This is a genomic window from Coprococcus sp. AF19-8AC, from assembly GCF_003603115.1.
In the GTDB taxonomy this organism is placed as follows: Bacteria; Bacillota; Clostridia; order Lachnospirales; family Lachnospiraceae; genus Coprococcus; species Coprococcus aceti.
In genome coordinates this window covers 597670-623610 of the sequence record NZ_QTMI01000001.1, presented here as the reverse complement: position 1 = coordinate 623610, position 25941 = coordinate 597670, and the positions used below count along the sequence as shown (strand labels likewise).

The window sequence follows — 25941 nt, the reverse complement described above, 5'->3', positions numbered from 1 at the left end:
TTATTATCTAAAATTAGTCCTCGATCTTAACGACTGTTGAGCAGCCCATTCCACCACCGATACAGAGAGTAGCAAGACCTGTCTTAGCACCCTTTGCCTGCATCTCATGAAGCAGTGTAACAAGAATACGGCATCCTGAAGCTCCTACTGGATGTCCAAGAGCGATTGCTCCACCGTTAGGGTTAACCTGCTTGTCAACGTCAAATCCAAGATCCTTAGCAACTGCTACTGACTGTGCAGCGAATGCCTCGTTTGCCTCGATAACATCGAAGTCCTCGATCTTGAGACCAGTCTTAGCCATAACCTTCTTGGTTGAAGCTACAGGTCCGATACCCATGATTGAAGGATCAACTCCGCCAAGTGCTCCAGCTACCCATGTAGCCATAGGCTTAACACCAAGCTCCTTAGCCTTCTCCTCGCTCATAACAACGATAGCTGCAGCACCATCATTGATACCTGAAGCGTTACCAGCTGTAACAAATCCGTTAGGATTGATTGTTCTGAGTCTTGAAAGAGTCTCAACTGTAGTACCAGGTCTTGGTCCCTCATCCTTCTTGAACTCAACCATCTCTTTCTTCTTCTTTACCATAACTGGTACGATCTCAGCGTCAAATGCGCCTGACTCCTGAGCTGCAACTGCCTTCTGCTGGCTCTTAGCTGCAAACTCATCAAGCTCCTCACGTGTAAGACCCCACTGCTCACAGATATTGTCAGCTGTCTTGATCATGTGATAGTCATTGAATGCATCCCACAGAGCATCGTTTACCATTGTATCTACGAGTACACCATTGTTCATTCTGTAACCGAAACGACCCTTCATCATAGCGTAAGGAGCCATAGACATGTTCTCCATACCACCTGCAACTACGATATCAGCGTCTCCTGCCTCGATCATCTGAGCAGCCATGTTGACACAGTTAAGACCTGAACCACAGACAACGTTAACTGTAACAGCAGTTGTCTCGATTGGAAGTCCTGCCTTGATTGAAGCCTGACGTGCAACGTTCTGTCCCTGACCAGCCTGGATAACACATCCCATGTATACGTGGTCTACCTGATCTGCAGGAACTCCTGCTCTGTTGATAGCCTCCTTGATAACGATTGAACCAAGCTCTGCTGCTGGTGTTGTGCTGAGTGATCCACCCATTGTTCCGATAGCTGTACGACATGCGCCTGCTAAAACAATCTTCTTTGCCATTTTCAAATCCTCCATTTTAAAAAATATTAGTGTGACATAAGACTACATATAAAAAAACCTTAAAGGTTCACACAATCTGCCATAATTCTAGCACAAAAGCATGTGCCACGCAACCAAAAATGAACGACTCCGCGAAGGAGCTATTTCCTTTTATTCCTGTTTTTGCCATTTTTAGCATTCTTCTGCCCGGATGATTTTGTGTTTTTCTGTGGAACAACTTTATTATTTTTGCTGTTTTTACCATTATTGATTGAATTGTTCTTACTTTTATCATTTTTGCCATACGAACGTTGTCCCTGGTGTTCACCTTTCCTGTCCATCTTTCTCGGCGCTATCAGACATTTTTTATCAAAACCGATAAGATCCTGTCTGCCGGCCTTTATGAGCGCCTCTTTGACCAGATCATAATTCTCCGGTTTTCTATACATCATAAGAGCCTTCTGCATTGCCTTTTCATGTGGATTATGAGGTACATATACCGGTTTCATGGTTCTAGGATCGACTCCGGTATAGTACATACATGTGGATATCGTGGACGGCGTAGGATAGAAATCTTGCACCTGTTCAGGCATATAGCCTATATCCCTTACATATTCGGCAAGCTCCACCGCCTCCTTCAGCGTGGATCCGGGATGTGATGACATCAGGTACGGAACAACATACTGCTGCTTTCCAGTCTTTGCATTTACCCTTTTGTATCTATCAATGAATTTCTCATATACACTGTTCTGTGGCTTGCCCATCATCCTGAGAACATTATCCGATACATGCTCCGGCGCAACTCTGAGCTGTCCGCTTATGTGCTTCTCGCAAAGCTCTTTCAGGAATTCATCGTTGCTGTCCGCCATCACATAATCGAATCGTATTCCCGATCTGATAAATACTTTTTTCACACCTGGAACCGCTTCCAGCTTCCGCAGAAGCTCAACATAATCCTTGTGGTCAACCTTCAGATTCCTGCACGGTTCCGGGAACAGACACTGCTTGTTGGTGCATACGCCATATTTATCCTGCTTTGCGCATGATTTATGCCTGAAATTCGCAGTCGGCCCTCCGACATCATGTATATAGCCTTTGAAATCAGGATCATGCGTCATGCGCTCCGCTTCCTTTATCAGTGACTCGTGGCTTCTTGTCTGTATGATCCTGCCCTGGTGAAATGTCAGTGCGCAGAAGCTGCATCCTCCGAAGCAGCCCCGGTTGCTCGTCAGGCTGAATTTTATCTCTGATATAGCCGGGATACCGCCCGCCTCCTCATATATCGGATGGTAGTTATTCATATATGGCAGATCATACACATCGTCCATCTCCATCTGGGTGAGCGGATAAGCCGGAGGATTCTGAACAACATATCCTCTGTTTCCGTATCCCTCAACCAGCGTTTTAGCCGAGTATGGATCTGTATTTATATACTGTGTATAAAAGCTTCTTGCATATTCCAGTCTATCCTTTGAAAGACTGTCATAATCCGGCAGTATAATGGAATCCTCGGGCGCACCGGATATATCCTTTGTCCTGTAGCATGTACCCCTGACAAATGTGATATCTTTCACATCTATTCCGCTGTCGAGCGCCTCCGCTATCTCTATCATGCTGTGCTCGCCCATGCCATACGAAAGTATATCGGCGGATGAATCCACCAGAATGGAATGTTTCAATTTATCAGACCAATAATCATAGTGAGCCATACGTCTGAGGCTGGCCTCTATACCTCCGATTATGATTGGAACATCCTTGTATGTTCTCCTTATCAGATTGCAGTAAACCGTGGTGGCATAATCAGGTCTGAGTCCCATCTCTCCACCTGGAGAGTACGCATCCTTCTGTCTTCTCTTCTTAGATACGGAATAATGGTTCACCATGGAATCCATATTGCCTCCGCACACCAAAAAGCCCAGTCTTGGTCTGCCAAAAACATCAATGCTCTTGTCATTCTTCCAATCAGGCTGGGCAATCATACACACCTTATATCCATATCTTTCAAGCAATCTGCTTATGATGGCAGGACCAAATGAGGGATGGTCAACATAGGCATCACCTATGACAAACACAAAGTCTGCCTGTGTCCACCCTCTCTTCTTCATGTCCTCCATGCAGATCGGCAAATAATCTCTTTCCATACATTTAATCTTCTTTCTTATCGCTGAGGTTGACAGACATACCAGCGCCGAGAGCCACTGCCTCAAGTGCTTTTTCCGATACATATGCCTCTATCCCTGTGCGCTCTTTGATTATTCTGTCCATTCCGTATATAAGACTTCCTCCTCCGGTAAGCACAATGCCCGATACCGCAATGTCAGCCACCAGCTCCGGCGGTGCAGTCTCAAGAACATTGTGTATTGCTCCAAGAATATGCTCTGTAGTCTCCTCAAATGCATCCACTGTTTCATTCGCAGTTATTGTTACAGCCTTTGGAAGTCCCTTGATAAGATCACGGCCCTTGATCACATACTCAATATCTTCATCACGCTTTACGACTGAGCCAACAGCGATCTTCGCATTCTCCGCTGTCTGATAACCTATAAGCAGGTTGTATTTTCTTCTGGCATACTTGATGAGTGCATTATTATAGTCATCTCCGGCGTATTTTATGGAGCTGCTCTCCACTGCACCACCAAGGGATACGACCGCAATATCCGTGGTTCCACCGCCTATGTCAACCACCATATTACCCTTTGCCTCATAGATATCTACATTTGCTCCTACAGCAGCAGCCAAAGGTTCCTCCATGACATACACATTCTTGGCACCGGTCTTGTACACTGCTTCCTCAACAGCTCTTCTCTGCACCTCGGTAACACCGCTTGGAACACACACGCATATCCTTGGTCTTCCAACTCCCGAACGTTTCTCCATTGCGCTTCTGATAAATGCCTTGAGCATTATCTCCGCTATTGTATAATCAGATATAACTCCCTTATTGAGAGGTCTGACGACCTCTATATTCTCCGGAGTCTTTCCTATCATTTTCTTGGCTTTTGTTCCTATTGCTATTACTTTTTTTGTAGATACTTCATATGCGACAACAGACGGCTGGTTTACAACAATTCCCTTACCTCTTACGCTGATCAATACATTTGACGTTCCTAAATCTACTCCAATATCAGTTGAAAGCATATAAATTCTCCTTTATCACAACAAAATAATACCAGTGCTATAACACAGATATTATAAGCACTGGTATTGTTTTTTTCAACAAAATTCTACAACGGTATATCCGTCACAAAACTTATTTTATCTCTTTTTTAAGAATCTTCTTGTCGATAGGATCTCTGGTCTCAGCAGCCTTCATGGCATCATCCATAGCACCGAGAAGTCTGTCGATATTTCCTGACTCCATCGCCATCAAAGCATTCTTTATAGCTGTATCTGCTCCACTCTCAAGCTTGAAACCCTTCTCATCAGCGTAGCACTCTGCCACATTGATCATTCCGCTCTCATTGATCTGGTCAAAGTATACTCTGTTGTTGAACGATCTTGCCTGAGTCATATTTGCTGCAAGCATATTGCTGAGAGCTGTCTTCTCTCCTGTGAGGATGATCTTAATATCATTCTTCTCAGGTGAACACATATCAACCATCTCTTTGAATCTCTCAGGTGTTATAAGTCCTGCGCTCTCAATGATAAGACATCCGCCCTTGAGCTTGCCAACTGCTCCTGCAAGCTTACCGCTGTTTATAACCTTTGCCTTAACCTTTGCCTTTGCCTCAGACTTGCAGATTCCCATATCATAATAGAACTTTGCAAAATCCTCACCGACCATGGTAAGTCCAAATCCGTGCTGTCCAAGAATAACAACATTCTTAGATCTCTTAGGATCTACCTTGAGAGTCTGGAGAACGTTAACGATCTGTGCACCAGCAGGCTCGACTCCGAGATACTTGTAGAGGTACTTTGCCTCCTTAGGCAGTGATTTACGTCTCGCAGCAACAGCCTCACTTACTGAAGCAGCCATAGTTGCTTCTTCATCTTGTGTGATAACCTGTGCAGCTTCCTCAACCTTGCCTTCCTTCAGAAGCTCTTCCTGCTTCTTGTACTCTTCCTCACGCTTTATAGCCTTTTCAAGTACCTTTGCAGCAGCAGTAGCCTTGCTTCTTATATCCTCGAGCTGTTTCTTGACATCAGCCTCGACCTTGTCTATTGCTGAGAGATCTTTCTTCTTCTTCTCCTCAGCCTCGGCCTTTGCCTGATCAGCAGCCTCTTTTCTTGCAACAATGCGCTCAGCCTGTTTTGTCTTGAGCTCAGCGATCTTGTTCTTTAACTCTTCTTCTTTCTTCTTTGCATCATCGAGAAGCTTCTTAGCATCAGCTTCAGCCTTTGTCTTCATATCTGAGGCTTCCTTCTCAGCCTTCATAGCTGTAGTCTGAACCTTCTCGAGCTCACTTGCCTCTGCCGTAGCATACTTCTCTTCCTCAGCAGCAAGGAACGCCTCATGCTTGGTCTCTCTATCTTTTCCTTCTGCCGTAAGCTTATCTGTCTTTTCCTTGGCAGCAGCTTCCGCATTCTGGATCTCAACCTCTTCTGCGATCTTAGCCTCTTCGACTACCTGCTCTGCTTCCTCGGCAGCAGCCTCTGCCTTTGCCAGAAGATCCTCAGCCTCAACAAGAGACTTCTTAGCTGAATCGAGAGCTTCCTTAGCCTCTGCCTTCGCAGCCTTGAATGAGTCATTCTCCTTCTTTGCAGCGGCAACATCCTCACTGATCTTCTTGTTGTCGTTCTCAGCAGATGTAATCTGATCAGCAGCCTTCTTTATGAACTCCTCGCTGTCTGAAATCTTCTTCTGAACCTCTTCCTTGGCCTTCTTTGCTGCCTCAAGAGCCTTTGCAGCCTCCTCCTCAGCCTTCTCTGCCTTCTTCAGTTCTTCCTTCTGTATTGCAAGCTTTGTGTTTGCATCATTTCTGCTGTTCTTTGCATTCTTAACAGCCTTCTCTGACTCCTCAAGCTTCTTCTGGAGCTCATCAAGAGTCTTCTGTGACTGACTCTCCATCTCAGTGGTATTCTTAAGATTAGCATCAGCCTCTTCCTCAGCCTTCTTAGACTCGCTGAATATTGCACCAGCCTTTGTCTTGTCTGCCTCGGCAGTCTTCATGATCTTGGATGCTCTTGCTTCCTCATCTGTGCGCTTCTTCTTGGCTGACTCTATAGACTTCTTCTTGTCTGCATCTATGTCTGCCAGCTTCTTCTTATCTGCATCCACAGCCTTGTTGTACTCAGCGACACCCTTATCCACATTGGTCTTCTTAGTGTCGGCAAGTGCCTTTATAGCCTTGTCAGCAGCAGCCTGAGCCTCATTGATCATATTGTTCTTATATGTATCAGGATCGCTCTCCTTGAGGATTCTGTCTGACTCTTTCTTAGCAGATTCATTTGTATCTGCTATCTCTTTCTTGAGCTTTGCAATATTTGCATCAAGCTCTTTCTCCTCGCGCTCAAGCAGCTCAGCGTCGTTCTTCTTCTTTGCCTCAGCCTCCTGTGCCATCTTTGCATCATAGTTCTGTTTCTTGGCAGCAAATTCTTCAAGCTGCTTTTCGAGATCCTTCTCTGTCTTCTCGCATTCCTCGATGGTCTTCTTCGAGGTCTCAGCATGCTTCTTTGCCTCTTCAGCGTTCTTTCTGGCATCGTCGATTGCCTGCTGCTTCTTTGCCTCAGCCTCAGCCTTAGCCTTTTCAGCGGCAGCCTTCTTTCTTGCCTCTTCTGCCTCTTTGCGCTTCTTCTCCTCTTCAGCCTTACGCTTAGCCTCTTCCTCGGCCTTCTTCTTAGCTTCTTCCTCAGCCTTCTTCTTGGCTTCCTCCTCAGCTTTCTTCTTGGCCTCCTCTTCAGCCTTCTTCTTGGCTATCTCCTCAGGGCTCTCCTCGTCTATATTGGACAGGTTCTTTATTCCTGCTCCAAGGAAATCGTCATCATCGTCGTCATCATCGTCAAAATCATACAATGACTCTCCAGCCGCAGCCTGCTTGTTTCTATCTGGGAGAATGCTGAACAGATCTCCGTTCGCATCACTGCCTCCCTTAGGTGACTTAACTTTATTCACCTTTGCATTCTTATCAGTTACCCACTCAAGTGTCTCTTCATCCTCAGCATTTTCATCATCATCAGTGAGAACAATATTGCTTCCACCTGTTGACTTAACTGTGCCTTCAGTTCCGGCACCGAACTTAAATCCGCCGCCAAGACCGCCTTCTGTTTTAGGTGTTTTACCAAGACCGCCTTCTGTTTTAGGTGTTTTACCAAGACCGCCGCCAAGACCGCCTGATCCAAGGCCTCCTTCTGTCTTAGGTGTACTTCCGAGTCCGCCGCCAAGGCCGCCTCCGAGTCCGCCAAGACCGCCTTCACCTAATCCGCCGCCAAGGCCGCCTCCGAGACCACCGCCCGACATATCATCAGCGATACCTCCAAGGTTAAGACTGAGCTTAGGTGCAGCTCCCTCTGGTTTTTTATCTTCTTTTTTATCTTCAGGCTTCAGTCCCTCTCCCTCTTTTGGAACGTCTTCCTGTTTTTCATCCTCAGTTGAAGTTTCCGGTTCATCCTCATGAACAATTCCAAGAGCCTCTTCTCTCTTACGGCGTTTCTTAGCCTCGATTCGTTCTAACTCCTCCTTGGACAAAGTTTTGTGTTGGCTTTTAGCAGTCTCAGCATCTTTCTTCTTGCTGCCACTCTTGAGAAGTTCTTCCTCTTCTTCTCTCTTTTTCTTGGCAGCTTCTGCAGCTCTTTCCTTTTCAAGCTGTGCCTTGATCGCCGCAATCATTGCTTCTGTCTGATCTACAGCCAATTCCCTCGCCTCCTTCCGTTTGTTCAAATAAAAAAGCAATACACTATATGTATGATCATGCTACTTTATTTCTTCTTTGATCAGCCCTTCAATCTGAACGGCTTTTTCTTCGGTTGCTCTGGTTCAGCGTCAACCATTTCCTGCTGTGAGGATGCCTGCTCATCCGTCTTCTCCTCGTCGGGAGCTGCCACAGCCTCCTCTTTATCTTCATCATCAAAATTCAATATAGAATTGAACTCCGTGTTGAATTTAATTCCAAGTCTTGCAAGGAGTCTGTCTGTTTCACCGATAAGATCCTCCTCTTTCTTAAGACTTTCCGATATCTTGGCTTCATCAGCCTCTATCTCTGCATTTATATCTTTCTCTGCCGACAGATCATACAGTGCTGCATTCTCTGTGTTGTAGTCAGGGAACAGACTGCTCTTAAACACCGGGAAGCCATTATTCTTTGGCTTTTCCGGTTCTGTCTCCATCGCAATTTTCTCTTCTGACTTATCCTCTGCTTCCATTATGAATTCCTCTTCGACCTCTGATTCAGCTTCAGCCTCAGTTTCTTCGATCTCCAGTTCAGCCTCAGCTTCAAATTCTTCCACCTCTGGTTCGACTTCCACTGGAACTTCTTCCATCTCAGATTCCTCAGATTCCGCATCGATTGTAAATTCTTCTAACTCTGGCTCAGCTTCAGTCTCAAATTCATCTTCAATCTCCGCTTCGGCATCGATCGTGAATTCTTCCTCAACCTCCGGCTCTGCCTCGACTGTGAATTCTTCCTCAGCCTCTGGCTCTGCCTCGATCGTGAATTCTGCGCCAACCTCAAGTTCTTTTTCGAATTCAGGCTCAGAATCTGAATCTACCTCGAATTCTTCTTCGATCTCCGGTTCGATCTCAACTGAGACTTCATCAACTTCCGGTTCATTCTGCTCTACACCCAGCTCAACAGCAGTTTCTTCCACATCATTCTGAGACTCCGCATCTTCCATCAGATCCTCGAGATTCTCATCGTCAACCTCGAACTCCTCAAGAGATTCAAAGGCTTTATCAAAATCAAACGTTTCTGATTCAACCGGTTCATCAGGCAAAGTCTCCGGCTCTGCATCCGCCTCAAATCCATCCTCAAAGTCTCCCTCGAACTCAGAATCAAAGGTCTCCACAACAGTATCGTCTTCAGAATCGCAATCTGACGCACTGTCAGATACGTCATCAAAATCGTCACCATCAACCTCAACCATGACTACTTCCTCCGGCTCTTCTTCGATAACATAATTATCTTCCTCCACCGGTTCGGAATCCTCATACTCATTGTCGTTATCTTTGTTATACACCGCTGCATCCTCAGGAGTCAGCTCTCCGCTTATCTCGGTCATATCCTGTGACTTTCCCTCAGGAGCTTTCTCACTGTCACTGCTCATCGCCTTGAGCTCAGGTTTTGCCTTATTCCCGGCATCATCAGCGGTATCGGAAATAACTTCCTCGAGCAGTTGTTCCTTGTCAAGATTCTCGTTCTTCAGAGATTCCATCTCCTGCTCGACAAGCTCTTCCTCTTTCCTTGACATCAATCCAAATAAACCTCTGGATTTCTTCTTCGGCTCAGAATTCTCTTCTTCCTGACGAGCTTCCTTTTTCTGCTCTTTTTTATCCTTCGATCTAATCCACATCTGCTTGAATTTCATGGAACTCGTCACAGGTGCGTCATCCTCGACCATGATCATGATCTTAGCATCCTTTGGATGCATTCTCAGATCGTCTTCTTCCAGTATCTTATTTTCATTTGCTCTTGTATCTGCCTGCTCAGGATCATCATCCGGCATCTCCGTGTCAGGATAACAATAGATCATGGATTCAAGATCCACATCGCCGCCCATGAGCTTGTCCAGCATATACAAATGTGAAGAGTTCTTGTAATGCGCTCTGAATTCAACACAGGCGCTGTCAAACTTCTCCCTGTTTCTTATGTACGCATGAAGCAGAAGCATCTCAAAATCCCACTCTTCATCCGTCTCAACATCATTCGCCGACACCAGTATGCTGTAAAGTTCATTCACGGGCTTCCTGTGTGCCTTGGCTATCATATATTCAAGTCTGTATGTACCTGCATCCTTATTGGCCTGATTAAATGTATATATCTCAAAATAATGCTCTGCAAGCTGTGTAAATCCCATGGATAAATACAGTTTTATCAAAGAATATATTATCTTGTTACCAGCCGGAGCCATGGCATGTGCCTTGACAAGCGCCGCTCTGGCCTCAGGATATCTTTTGTTCTCGTAATACACCTCGCCGCATATTCTAATAAACTGTGGACTAAGTGACTTCGACAGATCCTGATGTTCAAGTATATCGAGAGCGAGACTGTAATCGCCATTGTCTGCAAGTTCCTTTATTTTGTTTACACTTGACATACTGATTCCAGTACTCATAACCCAGCCTCCCACTTTTTATCATCGTATTATTTTATCATAAACGGCTATTCTTTACAACCTTTTGATTGGTCAGCAAAAGGACTATCCCGGCCACTATCCCAGCCGCAAATCCCGCCACATGGGCAACATTATCAATACCTTCTGACATCTTTCCGTTAACCAGTGTCAGAATAAATAATATAAGCATATTAATAAGTGACAGATCCTTCACCCGGCCCTTATTGTAAAATGCTATGACAACCAGCACTCCCAGAAGACCAAATATCGCTCCGGATGCACCAGCCGAGTAAGCATATGTATTATTATAAAAACAATCTATGTATGATGCAAATGACGCAGTAAGACCCGTGGCAATATAAACTATGACATAATTGAATCTGCCTATTATATTCTCAACCCTCGCACCGAGTGCGATCAAAATTACCATATTTCCAACCAGATGTGCTATTCCAAAATGTGTAAACATTGATGTCAGGAATCTGTAATATTGTCCTTTTTCTGATATCGCAAGCACTTCCACAGCCAGTTCCGTAGGTTGATAAACAAAGATACATGCAACGTACACCAGAATATTTAACAACAGTAATATCGGTGTTACAACACCGAACATTCTTATCAGATTGTGCTGGGATCTGCGGTTATCCACCACCGTTTTTTTATCGATCACATCATAGAGTGAGTCAAAGTCAGTGGGCTGATTCTCAAATATATACAGCTTTCCGTAATCCTCCGTGAACAGCCAGACATTGTCCAGTTCTTCAACTATCTTTTTTGTCATATCATCAAACATTCCGTTTGGAGTGATGAGTATATTGAGAAGATTGACTTTTCTATGCGAATCCGAAGAAACGTCAAGCAATATTTTATTATTGAACTTTTTCAGAGTCTCAGAATCAAGATTATGATTACTGCCTATAACAACAATATATACGGCATCGCTGTCTGCTCTGCCGTATACGTTGTTACTTTCCGGATTGAGTTGTCTGTAACCCTTCTCCTTAAGATTTTTTATTATCTGTACCATGTACTGTTGCATATCGTCTTATAATCCTTATAATCCAAGGAAGAGATTCTCAACTTTCTCAATAACAGAGTCCTTCATGGATCCTCTGCTCTTCTCGTAATTAAGACCGGACTCCATGATCTCAAGAAGCTGCATTCTCATTCCTGTATCAATGTCCTTGATGTACTTCATGAGTACATCCTTGATCTCTATTACATACTCTTTTGTCTTCATCTCTTCAAGCATAGGCTCGTAGTTGAATGTGATAGAGTTCTTCATCTCATCCTGCTTTCTTCCACAGATCACACATTCCTCTGCGCCGCCTTCGTTTACGTGTCCACAGTTACATGTCCACACAAGTCCATCTGACTTGTAGTTTGCTACTGCATCAATTCCCTTTTTAAGCTTGAGTGCCTTAAACTTAACGTCAGACATCTCAATTTCGATAGAATCTGCATCTATCTCGTATACTCCGCTGGCCTTGACATACTTCTTGATGTATACCTTGACGGAGGATATCATCTTTATATACTTATCCGGAAGCTTACACTCCACATAATCCGACTTGAGGAGCTTGAGGTTGGTCTTATCAAATGTAAAATCAACATCCGGCAGTGTTATATTGTCACCATAGATATTGGTGAACTGAAGCTCTGCCTTAAGCGCCTTTATATCGTCGTTATTGTAGTTGTTGAACCACACGGAAATCTTTGTTCCCTTGCCCTCTGATGCAAGTACAACCTTTGATGCCCTTGGCACGAGCAGGTCGTAATAGTTTCTTACATAAATCTCATTTCTGATGAAGCTGCTCTTGTCAAATTCTGACTTGTACTGCTCCTTTATGTTTACCAGAGTTCCACTGGCAACAACAGCAGTCACGTTGTTGGTGTATTCCTCAACACCCGTTCTGAATCCAACTACAGCATTATACTTCGTCTCACGAACCATATCTGTGAAATTATTGATTGTTTCATTGAGGATCTCATCGATCTTCTCCTGATAGATATCTCTTCTATCCGTGGCAATATCCGCAATAGATGTTCCGAAATCCTTCAAAAAGTTGGAATTAAGTATCGTCTGTGTGAACTTGTATGTTCCATAGTCAACGATATCATATCCCTCAAAGCTTGTTCCCGATGTAATTAATACTTCCTTCATTAGCGCACCTCCCAAATATAAAAAAATTGTATCACAATAATCTTCATTTAACAAATGTTTTTTGTGAATTTTCAATCAAAAAAAGGTGCTTTTTTGTGAATATTATAAAAATTATTATAATTTATTTCTTCACATCACTATTTTTATATGTGACAAATGTAAAATTCACCTCTGACACATCCTCACCCGGTCTCTCATCCGTCACATTCCAGTTGTCCATTTTGTCGAGATCCGAAATAAATGCATCAGCCTCAAATTCTCTGTCTATTTTGGTGATAACCGCCTCATCACAATATGGTATGAGCTCATCGTAGATAGTCTGTCCGCCTATGACAAAAATGTCATCCGTGTTATACTTTGCCAGCTCTGCAAACAGTTCGTCCATCGAGTGGACAACCACCGCATCCTCAACTGTATATTCGGGATTTCTGCTGAGAATTATATTTGACCTTCCCTTGAGCGGTCTTCCACCCGGAAACTCCTCCAGAGTCTTCCTCCCTAGAACAACGACATGCCCCATCGTGGTCTGTCTGAAATTCCTCTGATCCTCCGATATCCTTATCAGTAATCTGCCTTTATTTCCAATAGCCCAATTCTTATCTACTGCTGCAATAAACTTCATATGTCCTCCATCTGTATACTTCCCGTCCCATGCTTCATAGTCTTATATCGCAATAGGAATATCCTTAATCTGTGGTCCCGTCTCATAGTCTTCTATTCTGAAATCATCCAGAGTAAAGTCATAGAAATCCTTAACATCAGGATTCATGTAGAACTTTGGAGCAGGATATGTAGGTCTTGTTATCAGCTCCTTGACTATCGGTATATGTCTGTCATATATGTGAGCATCCGCGATCACATGTACCAGTTCTCCCGGCTTAAATCCCGTGACCTGGGCAAGCATATGTACCAGAACCGCATACTGGACAACATTCCAGTTGTTGGCCGCAAGAACATCCTGGGATCTCTGATTCAATATAGCGTTGAGTCTGTCCCCAGTTACATTGAATGTCATGCTGTACGCACACGGATACAGGTTCATCTCACTCAAGTCCTGGTGAACATATATGTTAGTGAGCATTCTTCTGCTATATGGGTTATTCTTAAGGTCATATATCAGTCTGTCCACCTGATCCATCATACCCTCTTTGTATTTATGCTTTACACCAAGCTGATATCCATATGCTTTTCCTATGGAACCGTCGTCATCCGCCCAACTGTCCCATATATGGCTCTTGAGATCATGAACATTATTTGACTTTTTCTGCCAGATCCAGAGCAGCTCATCAATAGCCGACTTCACATACGTCTTTCTAAGTGTTATCGCAGGGAATTCCTTTGACAGATCATACCTGTTGACAACACCAAAGCGCTTTATGGTGTAGGCATATGTTCCATCTTCCCACTTTGGTCTGACCTTCTCCCCCTCCGTACTATATCCATTATCGATTATATCTTTACACATGTTTATAAAGAGATCATCTGCAAGACTCATTTGGGTAACCTCCGATTGTTTTTTCAGATAATTATATCATACTCTCCATCCCACATGTGATTAATTATTACATCAAATAACACTTTTTATTACATTTTGATTTACAACGGACTATTTTTGTGTACAATGCAAAAAAACATTCAAAGGAGGTGAAACATGAAACCACATTCATCCAATCCACTACCTGCCCTTCTCAGATACTTCAGACAGAAGGCAGGACTCACACAGCAGGATGTCGCAGCCGCGCTCTCTATTTCCAGATCCGGATATGCCAACTACGAGGAAGGGAGAAACATACCAAATATAGAACAGGCCATAAAACTGTCAGAGCTTCTCGACCACGATTTTCTATACGCATACACCCTGTCATCAAGATACATGCAGGGGCATCCAAAGCCATTGCAGATCGTCATGGAGGACAATTCATACATGACCGCCATAGAATCCAACCAGAGCACAGCAGACATGCTGGGCAATTACAGATCTCTAAACGACAGCGACCGCCAACTGATAGACACATTTGTGGCAAATCTAGCATCTAAAAATTCCAGACTGTAGATTCAGTATTATACCCACCAATTACAGTAAATATTATTTTCAAGGAGAAAACAGGAAAATATGAAAAAAAGAAAAGAACGCAACATTGATCCGTCGGTGTACGAAGACGATTCATCCGATCAGGATTTTAACTGTGCAGTGATAGGCGGCGCACTGAAGTCTCTGAGGCGCAGCCACGGAAAAAGGCAGCAGGAAATAGCCGCCATCTTGAAGGTGTCCGTCTCCGCCTACTCGCACTATGAATGCGGAGAGCGAATCCCGGATCTCATAAATCTTATCAGGATATCCAATTTATACAGTATTAATATGAGTCACCTGGTGCTGCTCACCTGCATCGATATAGCAAAGAAAAATAAAATGGACATCAGCGAAGTGTTCCTCGCCTACAGTCACGGCAGGACTCTTCCACCGGAAGCGACAGGAATACTGTCCGACTGTGATCAGCTTGACGACAACGGCAGGGAAAATCTCAGGCTGTTTTTAAAGTCTGCACTGAGCTGCTAGCAGACTCACAATTTCGAAATAATACGGTTCAGATCGTTTATAACTCTCTTCTTATCAGCACTCCACAAAGGCGCAACAAGAATATTCTTAGGCCCATCCCCGGTGAACCTGTGAACAACCATATCAGGAGGAAGCTCTTTAAGACAATCACACAAAATATCTGCGTATTCAGCAAATGTCAGTGCACGGAACACTCCTTCCTCATACATTTTTTCAAGAACAGTTCCCCTGAGGACATGAAGCAGTTGGAGCTTTATACCATTTGCGCCGCTTCGCACTATGTACCTTACCGTATCAATCATATCCTTCTTCGTCTCACCGGGCAGGCCTATTATCATATGAACTATAATGTGAACTCCCAGTTCTCTGAGTCTGTTCATCGTCTCATCATACACACTTATGTCATAACACCTGTTGATGAGCTGTGCTGTCCTGTCATTTGCTGTCTGGAGGCCAAGTTCTATCCACACAGGTTTAACAGCTATTATATCTTTTATCATATCTATGACCTCCGGGCCAAAGCAGTCCGGTCTGGAGGCTATCGATACAGCCGCAATGTCATCCCTTCTTGCAGCCGCCAGAAACTTTTCGCACAAAGCATCGACATCACCGTATGTATTTGTATATGACTGGAAATAAGCTATATATCTGTCGCATTTGCATTTGCCTGATATTCTCTTTTTTGCCAGTTCTATCTGTTCATCTATGCTCATGACTGCATCCTCAGAGAAATCTCCCGAGCCGCTGGCACTGCAAAAAATACAGCCACCTGTCCCGACTTTACCATCACGGTTGGGACAGGTGGTTCCTGCATTCAATGATATCTTATATAATTTCTCTCCAAATGTATCTCTTATATACGCATTTGTTGTATATATATCCATACTGTTACCTTCTATATACGATCCTGTCTATATCTGATGTGTCGCCTTTACAAGAGCAGGAACTATCTGTTTCTTTCTTGATACAACACCGGAAAGATATGCATAGCTATCCTCAAGCTGCACATCAAATGCTTTGCTGCACAGTTCCTGTGCATTCTCTCCCACGCATATGATACCTGAGCCCTCCTGGAGAATATTGGTCATTGCAAACAGGACCACATCACAGCCAGGCTCCATATATCCACCGAGGAATTCACGCATACCGTTTCTTATTCTGTCTATCTCTTTCTCATTGACGGAATTGATCTGTCCAACAGCAACAACCATATCTCCAATGTCGAATTTCTTGAAATCCTGATGAAGTATCTCATCCATGGTCTTGTCCTTGAGGTTGCTTCCCGCGTCGAACATCTCCATGGCAAATTCATATATGTCTATCTCTGCAAGCCTTGCAAGCTCCTTTGCAGCAGCCTCGTCTATAAATGTACACGTCGGAGACTTAAATGCCAGTGTATCGGAAAGTATCGCTGCGCAGAGCAGTCCGGCTATCGGCTTATCTATCTTGACATTCTGCTCTTTGTACATCTGATAGATGATCGTAGCAGTACATCCAAGTGGCTGATTTCTGAAATACACAGGATTCATGGTCTCTATATTCGCGATCCTGTGGTGGTCGATTATCTCGAGTATCTCGGCATTCTCCACGCCGTCAACAGACTGGGTTCTCTCATTGTGATCAACAAGTATGAGCTGTTTCTTTCTCGCATTGATGTAGTTACGCCTTGATACAAGTCCCTTGTAGTTGCCATAGCCGTCCGTAACCGGAAAGTATCTCACTCTGGTCTTTGCCATGGTCGTCTTAAGTGTATCTATATCGTCATCTTCATAGAATGTCATTATACGGTCTCTTATCATGAAGAATCCGATAGGCATGCTCTGTCCGATAAGTCTGGCAACAGCATAGGTGTCAGTCGGTGTTACGACAACCGCACATCCCTTGTTCTTAGCAAATTCCAGGACAACATCAGATATGCTGTTCACAAGACAGACTATGAGCATGCTCGCACCGCAGTTTATGGCCGCAAGCTGAGCCTCAACCCTGTCACTCACTATGACTATGTCATTTTCCTTGACATGTCTCTCAAGGATGTCAACCTGGGCAGCTCCCACGATCACTCTTCCATCCTTAACATATCCGTCGGCGTCACCGTATACAAGCTCGCCATTTATAGTATCTATTATGTGTGAGAACTTTGTACCAGCTATGAACAGGGAATTATCATCCTTCTCAAGCATATATGCCTCGGCTATATCTCCAACAGTTATGATTCCTTTTATCTTGCCGTTATTGACGACCGGAAGTGTCGTGGCGTCGTTATCCTGCATTATCTCAAATGCTCTCTTCATGGTGATGTCTCCCGACACACCATCAACTATTCTGTATGCTATATCCTTCACCTGTACATTTACATTGCTCACAAGTGCCGGCTCCTGCACACCAAAATAATCAAGGGCAAACTGTGTCTCTTTATTTATATTTCCAGCTCTCTTTGGAATGTATTTGTTCTCATGCTGATTTTTCAGATGGGCGTACGCAATCGCTGAACATATAGAATCCGTATCCGGATTCTTATGTCCTATGACAAACACCTCATCTGTAGGAACATTATGCATATTTCACCTCTTATTTCTATCAATTATAATGTATTCATTTCTATGCCACGCAGGGAAGATGCCTTGTGACATCCCACATGCTAACAAGCATAAATTGAATGAGGCAAAATGACAACCCCTTTTAACGTTGTTTATCATTTTGCCCCATTTTTTATCTGTTTAATCAGAACTTATATCTCGCTTATATCCACGAGTGAAAGCTTTGTGGTATCAGCGGTCTCAAGGCTTGTGAGCAGCGCATCGGCTGTATCAAGGCTTGTAAGACATGTAACACCTGTCTCAACTGCGTGACGTCTGATGATAAATCCATCCTTGCTTCTCTCAACACCCTGTGATGGAGTGTCGATGATCAGATCGATCTCATGGCTCAGTATCAGGTCAAGCAGATTTGGTGATGGCTCCTCAACCTTGTTGATGAGCTTTGCAGGAACACCATTCTCATTGAGAACTCTGCATGTGCTTCTTGTTGAATATATCTCATATCCAAGAGCAGCAAATCTCTTACCAATATTTATAGCATCCATCTTATCTGAGTCCTTGACTGTGAGGATCATCTTCTTGGTCTTTGGAAGATTGATTCCGGCTCCAAGGAATGCCTTGTACAGAGCCTCATTGTAGTTCTTGGATATACCAAGGCACTCTCCTGTTGACTTCATCTCAGGTCCAAGGCTTATCTCAGCGCCTCTGATCTTCTCAAATGAGAATACAGGCTTCTTGATCGCGAAATACTCTGACTCCGGCTGAAGACCAGGTGTGTAACCCATATCCTTGATCTTCTCACCTGTGATAACACGTGTTGCAAGATCTACGATAGGTATTCCTGTTACCTTGCTTATATATGGAACTGTACGGCTTGAACGAGGATTTACCTCTATTACATATACCTCATCATTGTATGCAATAAACTGTATATTTATAAGTCCGATTACGTGCAGGCTGTTTGCAAGCTTCTTGGTGTAATCAGCGATGACTCTCTTTGTCTTTGGTGAGAGTGTCTGTGCAGGATATACTGAGATACTGTCTCCTGAATGTATTCCGGCCCTCTCAACATGCTCCATGATACCAGGGATAAGTATGTCATCTCCGTCACATACAGCATCGACTTCGACCTCTTTACCCATGATGTACTTATCTACAAGTATTGGGTGCTCCTGGGTATGTCTGTTGATGATATCCATGAACTCTATGATATCCTTATCAGAGATCGCGATCTGCATTCCCTGTCCACCGAGAACGTATGAAGGTCTTACAAGTACCGGATAACCCAACTCATTTGCAGCCTCAAGCGCCTGCTCTCTTGTAAATACCGTCTTACCAGCAGGTCTTGGTATACAGCACTTCTCAAGGATCTCATCGAAGAGCTCTCTGTCCTCTGCTGCATCTACATTCTCTGCACTTGTTCCAAGGATTGGTACCCCCATCTCCATGAGTGCCTCTGTGAGCTTGATAGCGGTCTGTCCACCGAACTGTACAACAGCTCCATCCGGATGCTCCAGATTTACTATAGCCTCAACATCCTCCGCTGTAAGAGGCTCAAAGTAAAGCTTGTTTGCTATATCAAAGTCTGTACTGACTGTCTCAGGGTTGTTGTTGACGATGATTGTCTCGTAACCCTTTCTCTCAAATGCCCATGTGCTGTGAACTGAACAGTAATCGAACTCGATACCCTGTCCGATTCTGATCGGGCCTGAACCAAGTACCATTACTTTCTTCTTTGAATTGTCCTCAGCGACCTCGTTCTCCAGAGAATCAAAGCATGAATAGTAATATGGAGTCATGGCATCAAACTCTGCTGCACATGTATCAACCATCTTGAAGTGTGCTGTTACACCGTAGTCGTAACGCATCTGTCTGATCTCTTTCTCTGTCTTGCCTGTGAGTCTCGCGATAACCTTGTCAGGGAACTCAACTCTCTTGATCTCCTTCATTAGCTCCTTGGAGATATCTCCCTTGGACTCGATTATCTTTCTCTCAGCCTTAACAAGGTTGTGGATCTTGTCTATGAACCATCTGTCAATCTTGGTGATGTCATAGATCTGATCGTATGATATTCCACGTCTGATAGCCTCAGCTATGACATAGATACGTCTGTCATCAACATGTCCGAGAAGCTTTATAACCTCTTCGTCTGTCATATCCTTGTATCTGCTTGACCAGAGACTGTCTACATGCTGCTCCAGTGAACGGAGAGCCTTCATAAGTGCACCCTCAAAGTTTGTACAGATACTCATAACCTCACCGGTTGCCTTCATCTGTGTTGTCAGATCATGGTCAGCGGCGATGAATTTATCAAATGGAAGTCTAGGGATCTTGACAACCACGTAATCAAGTGCCGGCTCAAAGCTGGCATATGTCTTCTTTGTAATAGCGTTCTTGATCTCATCCAGGTTGTATCCAAGGGCTATCTTGGCAGATACCTTTGCAATAGGATATCCGGTTGCCTTTGATGCAAGTGCCGATGATCTTGAAACTCTTGGGTTTACCTCGATAACACAATACTCAAATGAATTAGGATTCAGAGCAAACTGAACGTTACATCCACCCTTGATGTTGAGCTCTGAGATAATGTTCAGTGCTGAACTTCTGAGCATCTGGTATTCCTTGTCTCCAAGTGTCTGCGACGGAGCTACAACTATAGAATCTCCTGTGTGAACTCCGACAGGATCAAGGTTCTCCATGTTACATACAGTTATACATGTACCATTTGCATCACGCATAACCTCGTACTCGATCTCCTTCCACCCTGCTATACATCTCTCAACGAGGACCTGCCCAACACGTGAAAGTCTGAGACCGTTCATGAGGATCTCCTTGAACTCTTCCTCATTGTTGGCTATACCACCACCTGAACCTCCAAGTGTATATGCAGGACGAAGAACGACAGGGTATCCTATCTTCTTGACAAAGTTAAGACCGCCCTGAACAGTTGTAACGACCTCTGAAGGTGCTACAGGCTCATGGATCTTCTCCATAGTCTTCTTGAACTCAAGTCTGTCCTCGGCCTTCTTGATGGTCGTTGATGATGTTCCTATGAGAAGCACGTCATGCTCTCTGAGGAAACCTGACTCATCAAGCTCCATGGCGATGTTGAGGGCTGCCTGACCGCCGAGTGTCGGCAGAAGGCTGTCCGGCTTCTCCTTCTCAATGATAGCCTTTACAACATCAACCGTAAGAGGCTCAATATATACCTTATCTGCTATATCCTTGTCCGTCATGATGGTTGCAGGGTTTGAGTTGATGAGGACAACGCACAGTCCCTCTTCCTTAAGAGAACGGCACGCCTGTGTTCCGGCGTAATCAAACTCAGCAGCCTGACCGATGACTATAGGACCTGATCCGATAACTACAACCTTTTTTATATTAGGATTCTTTGGCATTACTTTGACACCTCCATCATATTCATAAATGTATCAAACAGCGAATCTGTATCCAGCGGACCTGCACATGCCTCCGGATGGAACTGAACTGTCTGTGCATTCTTTCCAAGATAGTGAACTCCCTCTACTGTTCCGTCATTTACATTGACGAAGCTGACCTCTGCGATCTTTCTGTCGAGGCTGTCTTCCTTGACCATATATCCGTGATTCTGTGTTGAAATATATACCTTGCCGGTCTTCATATCTCTTACAGGATGGTTTGCACCTCTGTGTCCGTACTTCATCTTCTCTGTATCACCGCCGTTGGCAAGCGCCATGAGCTGATGTCCAAGACATATAGCAAAAATTGGAATATCTGTATCGAAAAGCTTCTTTACCTGAGCTATTGTGACCTTACACTCCTTTGGATCTCCAGGACCATTTGTAAGCATGATTCCGTCCGGAGCGTCTGCGATGATCTCCTCAGCAGGTGTCTCTGCAGGATATACAGTAACCTGACAACCTCTTGCAAGGAGGGACTTGACGATGTTCTTTTTAACACCGAGATCGATGACTGCAACCTTATATCCATCGCCAGGATAGAACATTTTCTCCTTACATGTAACATCGAGAACAACATGTCCCATCTTCCATGCCTTAATACGCTTCATGCACTCATCAAAATCATAATTCTCATCAGTTGTGATCATACCTCTCATGGTACCATCTTTCCTGAGGATCTTGGTAAGTGTTCTGGTATCTATTCCTTCTATACCAGTTATATTATTCTCAACAAGAAATTCGTTTATGGTCATCTCGCTTCTGAAATTACTAGGAGTCTTGCAGAGCTCTCTAACAATGAATCCTGACTGCCAAGGTATGCCAGCCTCCATATCCTCTCTGCATACACCGTAGTTGCCTATAAGCGGATATGTCATACATACTGACTGCCCTGCATATGATGGATCTGTAAGAATTTCCAGATAGCCGGTCATCGAAGTATTGAATACTATCTCACTGATTATCTCGTCAGTAGAGCCAATACTTTTACCTTCAAACACGTGTCCGTCTTCAAGTATCAAAAAAGCTTTCATAATCGTATTCCTTTCGTTTTTTCTATTTTTGCTCAAAAAAAAAGAGTGAAAACGGGGAAACGCTTGAGATAACCCACATTTATTGGCCTCTTTTTTTCTTAATTTAATAAATACTACCACATTTGACAAGGCGGTACAATATTTTTTTCGATATATTTTTTATTTTTGTGTTCACGACAAAAATATTGTTTTTTATTCAATATTTTTATTAATTTTTTCATCTCTGAGCTCAGCAGCCCGTCTGCTGAATTCACATCCACAGAAATTCTGTCTGTATAATCCATATTCCTTTGACAGCTCTATCGAGTGCTTATATCCATTTTTCTTCTTGAAATCACTGAACAGATAATCTATGTCGTATTTCCTGCTCATCTCTGCACCTATCTCGTTCAGCCAGTCCGCATTCTTGTGGGGGCTTATCGACAATGTGGTCGTAAATACGTCATATTCATTTTTCTTCGCATGGATCGCGCTCTTCTCAAGTCTCAGCTTATAGCAGTCATAGCACCTGAGTCCTCTCTCAGGAAGATCCTCCCTGCCCTTAGCCATATCCAGAAACACCTGCGGCTCATGCTCCGCCAGTTCGACATCCACTCCTTCCACATATACTTCATGTACAAATCTGTCAAGCTCACGGAATCTTTTTATGTACTCATCGTAATCCGTTATATTTGGATTGTAAAAATAAGCTGTTATGTCAAAATGCTCCGCAAGGACCGACAGACAATGGCTGGAACATGGCGCACAACAGCAGTGCAGCAACAGTTTTTTTCTGCCGCATTGTGTATTTTCACTATCAAATTCAGCTATCTGTCTCTCCATCATTTGATAATAATTTGCATTTTGCATCATTGTTTTCTCCTTTTTTGTTGATATTTCACACCACATTTTACAACATTCGATGACCTTTTGCACATTTGTGCATGTTTACTAGTTGACTTTGTTATATCTTTACAATATACTGTAGATAGTTACTAAAGCACGTTATGATCATTTATCAATGGAGGTGTAGATTATGACAGTTCAGCAGGCAATTAAAAAGTACAAGTTAGAGCCGCTCAGCGTCAGCGTTGCCAAGGTCAAAGCCAAGGAGCTCAACGTTGATGAAGTTCTTTACATGAATGTGCAGAAGAACAAATATGCGTATATCGTACGCGATTCACGTGGTATAATGTTGTACTCTGATGAGCGCAATCTTTATACTAAGCTTTATAAGGGTTTAAAGATTACTCCCCTTGAATCATAATATTTTCACACGGAATTTATTAAATATGCACACACATGGAATATGGGAAAAAGCTGTTACTCCACTCCCCTATGGAATCAAGAGCTTTTTCCCATATTTTATATTAATCTGTACTCAGGCCTTTCTTCATTATACATATGACACCGTATCTCATCATCCACATATATTATGATCAGCGACAGGAACATCCACAGGATAGAATAAGGCACACATATCTGCCCCGCAAGATTTAACGGCATATCAGAGTAATCCCACACGTTAAGTCCTAGTCTTATATTCACAACATACCCGGTCAGGAACTCCAGCTCAGATATTATCACAGAGGAAACCAGCATCTGCGCAAGTATCCCCATCTTCGGAAACATCTGGTTCAGTCCGCCGCACAAAAGCGTAGCAAGACCTCCACAAATTATCATGGAATAATGGGAATAATGCCTGGCTGATATCTCCAGGAAATAATATATCATCCCACCCGTCATAAATATAGTAAAGCACTTACACACAAAGACCCTCACAGCGACACCTCCTGTATATATACAGTTTAGTATCAACCGTGAGGGTCAATATTATTTATTCTTTATACTTTCCTCTGAAAAAGTTATTTACATGATCAATAGTTCTGTCTGAGAGCTCAAGCTTCACGAATTCAGCCTTGCCGTTTTTGTTGAGGACGAACACATACACACCATCCTGATTCTGCTTATTGCCGGATGTGAAATCCCTGGTCTTTATTGAGCTGTCCTGCTGAAGCTCATTGTCGAGGTAAATGCATCCCTCTTTCGCAATGAACTTTACATCGGCGTTGCTGAAGCTCATGATCTTTTTTCTGCTCTTCTTTGCAATGATCCTTGCGATGTCTATATCCTCATTCACCATTATATATTCATACTCCGTCTCTCTTCTGGAAACAAAAATACCAAATACAACAGCACCTGCAATCGCAACTAAGAATCCAATACTGCCAAAGCCCTGAACGAACATCGCTGCGCCAAGTCCGGCGATCATCAGCACGATTCCGGCAGCCATACCGCAGGTAACACTCGCAGGTGTCTTCGCCTTAACTATATGTTCTGCATAACCATCATTTAACATACCTTTTTTCTCCTTAAGTTCTTTAAAATTCTAAGCCCTTATATTCTAGCATACATGGGCTGTTTTGTCATCTTATTCCCGCTGGACATCCACCGCATCCGCCACAGCCTGCCGTTCTGACAGCTCCGGCATCATCTCCGGCGTAATTAAATGCCGACTCTATGAGGCACACCGCCTGGGAGCTTATTCCAAGTCCCCCTCCGGTAAACCCAAGCTTCTCCTCCGTTGTCGCCTTGATATTGACCTGATCCTTGTCTATACACAGGCAATTACAGATATTCTCCCTCATCTGATCAATGTACGGCGCCATCTTAGGGCTCTGGGCAATTACGGTCGCATCTATGTTCTCGATGATGTAGAGCTTCTCCTCGAGAAGTCTCTTCACTTCTGACAGGAGCTTCATGCTGTCCGCTCCCTTATACCTCTCATCAGTATCAGGGAAATGCTTTCCAATATCCCCCAACGCCGCAGCACCTAGAAGCGCATCCATTATCGCATGAAGAAGTACATCCGCATCGCTGTGTCCAAGGAGTCCTTTCTCATATGGAATCTCAACTCCTCCGATTATAAGTTTTCGTCCCTCAACTAGTCTGTGGACATCGTATCCCATTCCAACTCTCATGTGATATCCTCCTTATATGAATAAAAAAAAGACGGAATGTCTTCCGTCTCATTAAATAGTAGCGAGAGGGGGATTCGAACCCTCGACACTGCGGGTATGAACCGCATGCTCTAGCCAACTGAGCTATCTCGCCATGTCTTGTAAATGGGACCTATAGGGCTCGAACCTATGACCCTCTGCTTGTAAGGCAGATGCTCTCCCAGCTGAGCTAAGATCCCATATTACTTCGTGTCATCGCTGACACCTTTGTTAGTATACTCAAGTGACCATGTTTTGTCAACAACTTTTTTCACTTTTTTATTTTATTTTTTATCGGTCTCCACCAAACAAGTAAATAATGAGATTCACTATGAACAGAATGATGACAACAGGTATCACGATATACCACACTATCTTAAATCCCAGCCAGATAACTCCAAGCACTATACCTATAACAAGTGCAGCCACAAGAATGAGTATTATCGCTGTCAGCACCTTGCCTATCGGTGAACTGAAATCAAGCTTGCCATAAGCAAAGCTTGTATTGCCCTCGTCGTCCACATTTACATGCCAGCCCTTCTGACTGCCTCCGCTGGCTTTGCGGGTGTTGTAGCTGTCATCATACGAAGATGATTCTGTATCATAATATCTTCCGCTTGCGCCCTGTCCCTCTGTGTCAATGATCGTCTTGGCGATCAGTCTTGCAGATCCCAGAGATGAACATATCTCCTCCTCTGACTTGCCTGCTTCTTTCTGCTTCTTAAAATAATCCTCATAATAATTTATCGTGTCATAATATGTCTGCGTTGAGACATTTCCATCAAGAGCTTTCTTCAGCTCATCCATAAACTCTCTTTTTCGCATATCGCACCTCCGCGCCATTATGTCA

Annotated in this window: 21 protein-coding genes and 2 tRNA genes; 3 read left to right on the top strand and 20 right to left on the bottom strand. The window is 43.7% G+C overall.

Annotated elements, in window-relative coordinates; all coding sequences use genetic code 11:
* Nucleotides 1–13: 13 nt before the first annotated feature.
* The 9 genes from DWX57_RS02815 to thyA all read right to left on the bottom strand — a co-directional run bounded on the left by DWX57_RS02815 (nt 14) and on the right by thyA (nt 14043).
* Nucleotides 14–1198 (bottom strand): acetyl-CoA C-acetyltransferase, encoded by a 1185-nt coding sequence (locus tag DWX57_RS02815; protein ID WP_055279930.1) that lies wholly within the window; start codon nt 1196–1198, stop codon nt 14–16.
* A 140-nt stretch (nt 1199–1338) separates the two neighbouring features.
* Nucleotides 1339–3318 (bottom strand): YgiQ family radical SAM protein, encoded by a 1980-nt coding sequence (locus DWX57_RS02810; RefSeq protein ID WP_117548904.1) that lies wholly within the window; start codon nt 3316–3318, stop codon nt 1339–1341.
* 4 nt (nt 3319–3322) lie between these two features.
* The gene (locus DWX57_RS02805) at nt 3323–4315 is read right to left on the bottom strand and encodes a rod shape-determining protein (protein ID WP_117548903.1); all 993 of its coding nucleotides are present in this window, start codon (nt 4313–4315) and stop codon (nt 3323–3325) included.
* A 112-nt stretch (nt 4316–4427) separates the two neighbouring features.
* Complete coding sequence (locus DWX57_RS02800; RefSeq protein ID WP_243106151.1) at nt 4428–7967, bottom strand: hypothetical protein; 3540 nt, start codon at nt 7965–7967, stop codon at nt 4428–4430.
* Nucleotides 7968–8047: 80 nt separating this feature from the next.
* Complete coding sequence (locus DWX57_RS02795; RefSeq protein WP_120123004.1) at nt 8048–10384, bottom strand: tetratricopeptide repeat protein; 2337 nt, start codon at nt 10382–10384, stop codon at nt 8048–8050.
* Nucleotides 10385–10421: 37 nt separating this feature from the next.
* Nucleotides 10422–11423, bottom strand: a complete 1002-nt coding sequence (locus tag DWX57_RS02790) for a rhomboid family intramembrane serine protease (RefSeq protein ID WP_120123003.1) — start codon at nt 11421–11423, stop codon at nt 10422–10424.
* A gap of 15 nt (nt 11424–11438) precedes the next feature.
* Complete coding sequence (locus tag DWX57_RS02785; RefSeq protein ID WP_117548900.1) at nt 11439–12548, bottom strand: heavy metal-binding domain-containing protein; 1110 nt, start codon at nt 12546–12548, stop codon at nt 11439–11441.
* A 121-nt stretch (nt 12549–12669) separates the two neighbouring features.
* Nucleotides 12670–13170 (bottom strand): dihydrofolate reductase, encoded by a 501-nt coding sequence (locus DWX57_RS02780; protein WP_117548899.1) that lies wholly within the window; start codon nt 13168–13170, stop codon nt 12670–12672.
* Nucleotides 13171–13212: 42 nt separating this feature from the next.
* The gene (thyA, locus tag DWX57_RS02775; protein WP_118016565.1) at nt 13213–14043 is read right to left on the bottom strand and encodes a thymidylate synthase; all 831 of its coding nucleotides are present in this window, start codon (nt 14041–14043) and stop codon (nt 13213–13215) included.
* Between the two features lie 156 nt (nt 14044–14199).
* Between thyA and DWX57_RS02770 the strand changes: the two genes are divergently transcribed.
* Together DWX57_RS02770 and DWX57_RS02765 are read left to right on the top strand one after the other, a co-directional pair.
* Entirely contained in the window at nt 14200–14601 is a 402-nt protein-coding gene (locus tag DWX57_RS02770; protein ID WP_117548897.1) for a helix-turn-helix domain-containing protein, read from the top strand.
* 60 nt (nt 14602–14661) lie between these two features.
* Nucleotides 14662–15105 carry a helix-turn-helix domain-containing protein gene (locus tag DWX57_RS02765; RefSeq protein WP_117548896.1) on the top strand — a complete coding sequence of 148 codons (444 nt, stop codon included), beginning with the start codon at nt 14662–14664 and terminating at the stop codon, nt 15103–15105.
* Nucleotides 15106–15110: 5 nt separating this feature from the next.
* On the opposite strand, the gene DWX57_RS02760 is transcribed toward DWX57_RS02765, so the two are convergent.
* The 5 genes from DWX57_RS02760 to DWX57_RS02740 all read right to left on the bottom strand — a co-directional run bounded on the left by DWX57_RS02760 (nt 15111) and on the right by DWX57_RS02740 (nt 22965).
* Nucleotides 15111–15989, bottom strand: coding sequence for a TIGR01212 family radical SAM protein (locus tag DWX57_RS02760; RefSeq protein ID WP_120123002.1), 879 nt, complete (start codon nt 15987–15989; stop codon nt 15111–15113).
* A 27-nt stretch (nt 15990–16016) separates the two neighbouring features.
* On the bottom strand, nt 16017–17663 hold the full coding sequence (locus tag DWX57_RS02755; protein ID WP_120123001.1) for a putative manganese-dependent inorganic diphosphatase: 1647 nt from the start codon (nt 17661–17663) through the stop codon (nt 16017–16019).
* Nucleotides 17664–17833: 170 nt separating this feature from the next.
* Nucleotides 17834–21040, bottom strand: coding sequence for a carbamoyl-phosphate synthase large subunit (gene carB, locus DWX57_RS02750; RefSeq protein ID WP_117548893.1), 3207 nt, complete (start codon nt 21038–21040; stop codon nt 17834–17836).
* Nucleotides 21040–22113, bottom strand: coding sequence for a carbamoyl phosphate synthase small subunit (locus DWX57_RS02745; protein ID WP_120123000.1), 1074 nt, complete (start codon nt 22111–22113; stop codon nt 21040–21042). Before DWX57_RS02745 ends, carB begins: the two co-directional genes overlap by 1 nt.
* A gap of 192 nt (nt 22114–22305) precedes the next feature.
* The gene (locus tag DWX57_RS02740) at nt 22306–22965 is read right to left on the bottom strand and encodes an epoxyqueuosine reductase QueH (protein WP_082418038.1); all 660 of its coding nucleotides are present in this window, start codon (nt 22963–22965) and stop codon (nt 22306–22308) included.
* 163 nt (nt 22966–23128) lie between these two features.
* Here DWX57_RS02740 and DWX57_RS02735 point away from each other — a divergent pair, with 163 nt between their 5' ends.
* On the top strand, nt 23129–23359 hold the full coding sequence (locus DWX57_RS02735; RefSeq protein WP_022216385.1) for a hypothetical protein: 231 nt from the start codon (nt 23129–23131) through the stop codon (nt 23357–23359).
* Nucleotides 23360–23457: 98 nt separating this feature from the next.
* Here DWX57_RS02735 and DWX57_RS02730 read toward each other — a convergent pair whose 3' ends face one another.
* The 6 genes from DWX57_RS02730 to DWX57_RS02705 form a co-directional block, all read right to left on the bottom strand.
* Complete coding sequence (locus DWX57_RS02730) at nt 23458–23874, bottom strand: putative ABC transporter permease (protein ID WP_022216384.1); 417 nt, start codon at nt 23872–23874, stop codon at nt 23458–23460.
* Nucleotides 23875–23929: 55 nt separating this feature from the next.
* The gene (locus DWX57_RS02725) at nt 23930–24451 is read right to left on the bottom strand and encodes a DUF6106 family protein (protein ID WP_022216383.1); all 522 of its coding nucleotides are present in this window, start codon (nt 24449–24451) and stop codon (nt 23930–23932) included.
* Nucleotides 24452–24518: 67 nt separating this feature from the next.
* Nucleotides 24519–25073, bottom strand: coding sequence for a 2-C-methyl-D-erythritol 2,4-cyclodiphosphate synthase (gene ispF / locus DWX57_RS02720; protein WP_022216382.1), 555 nt, complete (start codon nt 25071–25073; stop codon nt 24519–24521).
* Nucleotides 25074–25132: 59 nt separating this feature from the next.
* Nucleotides 25133–25206 (bottom strand) — tRNA-Met (locus tag DWX57_RS02715).
* A gap of 12 nt (nt 25207–25218) precedes the next feature.
* Nucleotides 25219–25291 (bottom strand) — tRNA-Val (locus tag DWX57_RS02710).
* Between the two features lie 91 nt (nt 25292–25382).
* A complete protein-coding gene (locus DWX57_RS02705) occupies nt 25383–25916 on the bottom strand; it encodes a DUF1700 domain-containing protein (RefSeq protein ID WP_118016568.1) in 534 nt (177 codons plus the stop codon).
* Between the last annotated feature and the right edge of the window lie 25 nt (nt 25917–25941).